Here is a 4,815-nt window from a genome sequence, read left to right as displayed (position 1 = left end):
CTTTGCCCGGCTCGATCGAAGCAATCGCGCAGTTGAGCAAGGCCGGCTGGACGGTGGCGGTCGCCACCAACCAGTCGGGCATTGCTCGCGGCTACTACGACCTCGCCACCCTCGACGCCATGCACGCGCGCCTGCGTGCACTGGTGTCGGAGCAGGGCGGTGAAGTCGGGCTGATCGTGTACTGCCCGCATGGGCCGGACGAGGGTTGCGATTGCCGCAAGCCGAAACCGGGCATGTTGAAAACCATCGCGGCGCATTACCACGTCGAACTCGGCAATGTCTGGTTCGTCGGCGACAGCCTTGGTGACCTGGAGGCCGCCAAAGCCGTCGACTCACAGCCAGTTTTGGTAAAGACCGGAAAAGGCGAAAAGACTCAGGGTAAAACCCTGCCGGTTGGCACTCTGATTTTTGACGATCTGGCGGCGATTGCCGCAGAACTTATCCACAACTAGAGTACTTCTGAAATTCCTGACCAGGGATTGATCGGGAGTGCGCTTGAACAGTCGGGCATTGCCCGTAACGGTAAACGTCGCCATGTCGATACTGCGGGCCATCAGAATCTTCCTCTTTTACCTGCTGCTGGGCACAACATCCCTGCTGTGGTGCAGCCTGAGCTTTTTTATCGCGCCCTTTTTGCCATTCAAGGCGCGTTATCGTTTCATCAACGTGTACTGGTGCCGTTGCGCCTTGTGGTTGACCAAGGTGTTCCTCGGTATCCGTTACGAAATCAAAGGCGCGGAAAACGTGCCAGACCGGCCCTGCGTGATTCAATCGAACCACCAGAGCACTTGGGAGACGTTTTTTCTCTCCGCTTATTTCTCGCCTTTGAGCCAGGTGCTCAAGCGCGAATTGCTGTTCGTGCCGTTCTTCGGCTGGGCCATGGCCATGCTGCGACCGATCGCGATTGATCGCGACAACCCGAAAGCGGCGCTCAAACAAGTCGCGGCAAAAGGCGATGAACTGCTCAAGGACAATGTCTGGGTGCTGATATTCCCGGAAGGTACTCGCGTTCCCTTCGGCACTGTCGGCAAATTTTCTCGCAGTGGCAGCGCGTTGGCGGTGAATGCTGAGCTCCCGGTGCTGCCAATTGCACACAATGCCGGCAAATTCTGGCCGAAAACCGGCTGGGCCAAGAAGCCAGGTGTCATCACTGTGGTGATTGGCGAACCGATGTACGCCGAAGGCACTGGGCCACGAGCCATTGCAGCATTGAATGACCGAGTGCAAGCCTGGAACGAGCAGACGCAACGGGAAATGGGTTCGTTGCCTCCCGCGCCGCAGGCACCTGCTGCAAGCGATCAGATCGCTGTCTGAGATTTTGTGGATAACCTGTGTACGCTTTTGGTGAAAAGGCCTGAATATTAGATTTAAGTAATTGATTTACTTATATATTTCTCAAGCTCATAAAACACCGTAAAAGGTGCATAAGTTTTTTTTGGATGTAAAAAAACCGGCTGATATAGCCGGTTTTTTTGTGCCTGTTTATTCAGCGATCAGCGGCAGTTCAAGCATGAACGTTGTGCCTTGATCGACCACACTGAGGCATTCAATTCTGCCGCCATGGTGATCGACCACGGCTTTAACCATCGACAGGCCCAAGCCAACGCCATCAATGCCTTGAGCCGAAGAAAAGCGCCGGTATTGGCTGAACAGATCGGGCAGCTCTTCGTTAGCAATGCCTTTACCCTGATCAATGAGCTCGCAGCGCAGCCACTCCTCGTGACACGTCACGCGCAACTGAATCTTGGTATCCGCCGGGCTGTACTTGATGGCATTTTCCAGCAGATTGAACAACGCACGGGTCAGCAGCCCCTGGTCGGCCGACACCAGTCGCTCCTGAGAATGCTCGTCCATGTCGTGCAGCAGTTCGATGCGTTTTTGCTGGGCGATCGGCAAGGCCTGATCGAGCACGTCCAGCACCAGCATTGCGAACAACGTCGGCTGGAACTGATACGCCTCGGATTCAGCCCTAGCCAACAACACAAAGCCGTCGGTCAGCTCGAGAGCGCGGCGAACCTGACGCTCAATCTGTTCGAACAACGGCGCATCAGCTCCGGCCTGATAACGATGAACGTCAAGCAGGGCCAGGATCGCGGAATGTGGAGCACGCAGATCGTGGGAGAGGAAGCGCAGCAAGACGCTGCGTTGTTCCTCAGCGGCGCGCTCGGCACTCAGGTCGGTCAGGCTGAGCAACCAGCCAATTGGCGTGTCACCGTCTACCGGCAGCAACGCAGCGCGCTCAAGGCGCAGGCTGCGCTCCTTGTGATCGCGAAATTCCAGCAACGGCAGCGCGGACAATAGTGGGCGCGGGGCTGTGGACAACTCTGGATAGCCGAGTTGCGCTAATTGGTCGAGCACGTCGTCACCCACCAAAAGATGATCGAACAGACGGCGCGCCTTGCGATTGCCCAGCAGGATCTGGCCCTTGGGATCACTGATCAACGTGGCGACGGGTAAATATTCCAGACCGTCAGCGATAAAGCGCCGTGTATCGCGGGTACGACTCATGGCTTGTTCCAGCGCCATGATCTGGCGCTGCAAGCGGTCAGTGCCCGTGAACTGCGCGCGGCGACGTTCGGGAAAGACTTTCGGCTCGTTATCCAGCCGCGCCAGTTCCCAACCGAAGTAAGTCAGCACCACACTCAGGCGTCGCCAGTTCCAGATCAGATAGCCGAACAGCATGCCCAGCACCGCCGGCGTCGGCGACCACCATTCCTTGATTTCAGCCAGCCCGACGCTGGTCAGCAGCACGCACGCCATGCCGATCAGCGTCACCCAAAGGGCCAAGCGCGGACGCCATAAAAGCAGCCCAAGAACGCAAGCCACCAGGCCCACCGAAAGCAAAGCGCCAAGGCCAGGGGATGCGTCACTCAGACTGACCTGCGCTCGATAAGATAACAGCGCGGTCAGCGGCAACAGCACTAGACTTATCCACAACCACTCGCGCACCAGTTGGCGAAACAGGCGCTGCACTTGGCTCGGCTCTCGGCTTTCACGCCGACGCTCGCTACTCATAAGAAAAGTCGTGGGAAAAAGGGCAGGGCAGTGTGAATGGTTTCATAGGCCACAGGTCTGAGACATGACCCGAAGAATCATAGCGGACGTCGACCAACGGCGGGCCGCTTACTTTCATAGCGATGGCCGAGCGACTAAGGTTGACGGCCAACTGCCCAAGCAACAAGGAACCACCGCGTATGCGTGTTGCGATACTGGACGACGAACCTGCCGAACTGCGTCGGGTCGAGCAGACCCTGCAGCAAATGGCCGAAGCCGGAGAACAGCCTTGGTCGCTGCACAGCTTCGAGCGCGGTGAAGATCTGCTGCGACAGCTTCGGCGGGAAACTTTCGACCTGCTGATCCTCGACTGGCAACTGCCAGACCTCAGCGGTCTGGCGTTGTTGCGCTGGACTCGCGAACACATGGAAGCACCACCGGCAGCAATCATGCTCACCAGCCGCGATGGCGAAAACGACATCGTCCAGGCCCTGAATGCTGGCGCCGACGACTACGTCAGCAAACCATTCCGGCCCAATGAATTGAAAGCCCGAGTCGCCGCAGTACTACGCCGGCACAGCCAGGCACGCAGCGCCGCGAACGAAGTGCTGAGCTTCAATGATCTGACGTTCGACGATGCCGAGCTGACGGTCACCCGTGAGGGCAAACCGATCGTCATGACCGAACGCGAATACCGACTCGCGCGCTGCCTGTTCAGCAACCTCGGTCGACCGTTGTCGCGCGATTATCTGTATGAGCGCTTCTGGCCCCATGAAGAGATGGCCTCGTCACGACCGCTGGACACGCATATCTACCGGCTGCGTAACAAGTTGGGACTGACGGCGGATCGCGGGTGGCAGTTGTTGACGATTTATGGGTATGGGTATCGGTTGGAGAGTGTGGCGGCTGTGATCTCTTGATCTCAAAAAAAGGCCAACGCAAATGCGTTGGCCTTTTTGTTGGTGCTGACCGGGATCAGAAATCCAGGTTGGACACCGCCAGAGCATTGCTCTCGATGAACTCACGGCGAGGTTCGACCGCATCACCCATCAGGGTGTTGAAGATCTGGTCCGCGCCAATGGCGTCTTCGATGGTGACCTTCAGCATGCGACGCGAGCTTGGGTCCATGGTGGTTTCCCACAACTGATCCGGGTTCATTTCGCCCAGACCTTTGTATCGCTGAATGGTGTGGCGCTTGGTGCTTTCGGCCATCAGCCACTCGAGGGCTTCCTTGAACTCGGTGACCGCTTTCTTACGTTCGCCACGCTGGATGTACGCGCCGTCGTCAAGCAGGGTGCTCAGTTGAGCGCCGAGAGTGACGACCGTTTTGTAGTCGTTGCTGCCGAAGAAGTCGCGGTTGAAGGTGACGTAGTTCGACAGGCCGTGGGAGATCAGTTCGACCTCTGGCAGCCAGACGCCACGTTCACGATCTTCACGCAGGCTGGCCTTGTAGACCAGACCGGACTTCTCGACGGTGCGCAGACGGACTTCGTACTGAGCCAGCCAGTCTTGCATCGCCGCGTGGTCGCCGAGCTTTTCAAGGCTGACGGCCGGCAGGTAGATGAAGTGCTCGGTCAGTTCCTGCGGGTACAGGCGCGACAAACGCTTGAGAGTCTTCATCACCATGCGGAAGTCATTCACCAGACGTTCCAGCGCCGGGCCGGAAATGCCAGGGGCTTCTTCGTTCAGGTGCAGGCTCGCATCTTCAAGAGCCGACTGCGTCATGTACTCTTCCATGGCTTCGTCGTCTTTGATGTATTGCTCTTGCTTGCCTTTCTTGACCTTGTACAACGGCGGCTGAGCGATGTAGATGTAGCCGCG

4 protein-coding genes and 1 pseudogene are annotated in these 4,815 nt (G+C 57.7%); 3 read left to right on the top strand and 2 right to left on the bottom strand.

Annotation, left to right across the window (positions count from 1 at the left end):
* A partial coding sequence (gmhB, locus tag ACIQVE_RS28620; RefSeq protein WP_402815177.1) for a D-glycero-beta-D-manno-heptose 1,7-bisphosphate 7-phosphatase occupies positions 1 to 452 on the top strand: 452 nt, incomplete at its 5' end.
* Positions 453 to 534: 82 nt separating this feature from the next.
* Entirely contained in the window at positions 535 to 1,314 is a 780-nt protein-coding gene (locus ACIQVE_RS28615) for a lysophospholipid acyltransferase family protein (RefSeq protein ID WP_402815175.1), read from the top strand.
* Positions 1,315 to 1,482: 168 nt separating this feature from the next.
* Here the strand turns inward: ACIQVE_RS28615 and ACIQVE_RS28610 are convergent, their stop codons facing one another.
* The gene (locus tag ACIQVE_RS28610; RefSeq protein ID WP_402815172.1) at positions 1,483 to 3,015 is read right to left on the bottom strand and encodes a sensor histidine kinase; all 1,533 of its coding nucleotides are present in this window, start codon (positions 3,013 to 3,015) and stop codon (positions 1,483 to 1,485) included.
* 179 nt (positions 3,016 to 3,194) lie between these two features.
* Here ACIQVE_RS28610 and ACIQVE_RS28605 point away from each other — a divergent pair, with 179 nt between their 5' ends.
* Positions 3,195 to 3,914, top strand: coding sequence for a response regulator transcription factor (locus ACIQVE_RS28605; RefSeq protein ID WP_402815170.1), 720 nt, complete (start codon positions 3,195 to 3,197; stop codon positions 3,912 to 3,914).
* A gap of 55 nt (positions 3,915 to 3,969) precedes the next feature.
* On the opposite strand, the pseudogene gyrB reads toward ACIQVE_RS28605, so the two are convergent.
* Positions 3,970 to 4,815 (bottom strand): annotated as a pseudogene (gene gyrB, locus ACIQVE_RS28600) (DNA gyrase subunit B); the annotation flags it as partial.

It is taken from the genome of Pseudomonas sp. NPDC098747, assembly GCF_044760045.1.
Classification (GTDB): Bacteria; Pseudomonadota; Gammaproteobacteria; order Pseudomonadales; family Pseudomonadaceae; genus Aquipseudomonas.
Note: the sequence above shows the minus strand (reverse complement) of the source record. Positions and strands in the feature narration are given on the sequence as shown.

Excerpts from the sequence above, each read along its gene's own strand:
- ACIQVE_RS28615 (WP_402815175.1), top strand. The coding sequence starts at position 535 with ATGTCGATACTGCGGGCCATCAGAATCTTCCTCTTTTACCTGCTGCTG.
- ACIQVE_RS28610 (WP_402815172.1), bottom strand. The coding sequence starts at position 3,015 with ATGAGTAGCGAGCGTCGGCGTGAAAGCCGAGAGCCGAGCCAAGTGCAG.
- ACIQVE_RS28605 (WP_402815170.1), top strand. The coding sequence starts at position 3,195 with ATGCGTGTTGCGATACTGGACGACGAACCTGCCGAACTGCGTCGGGTC.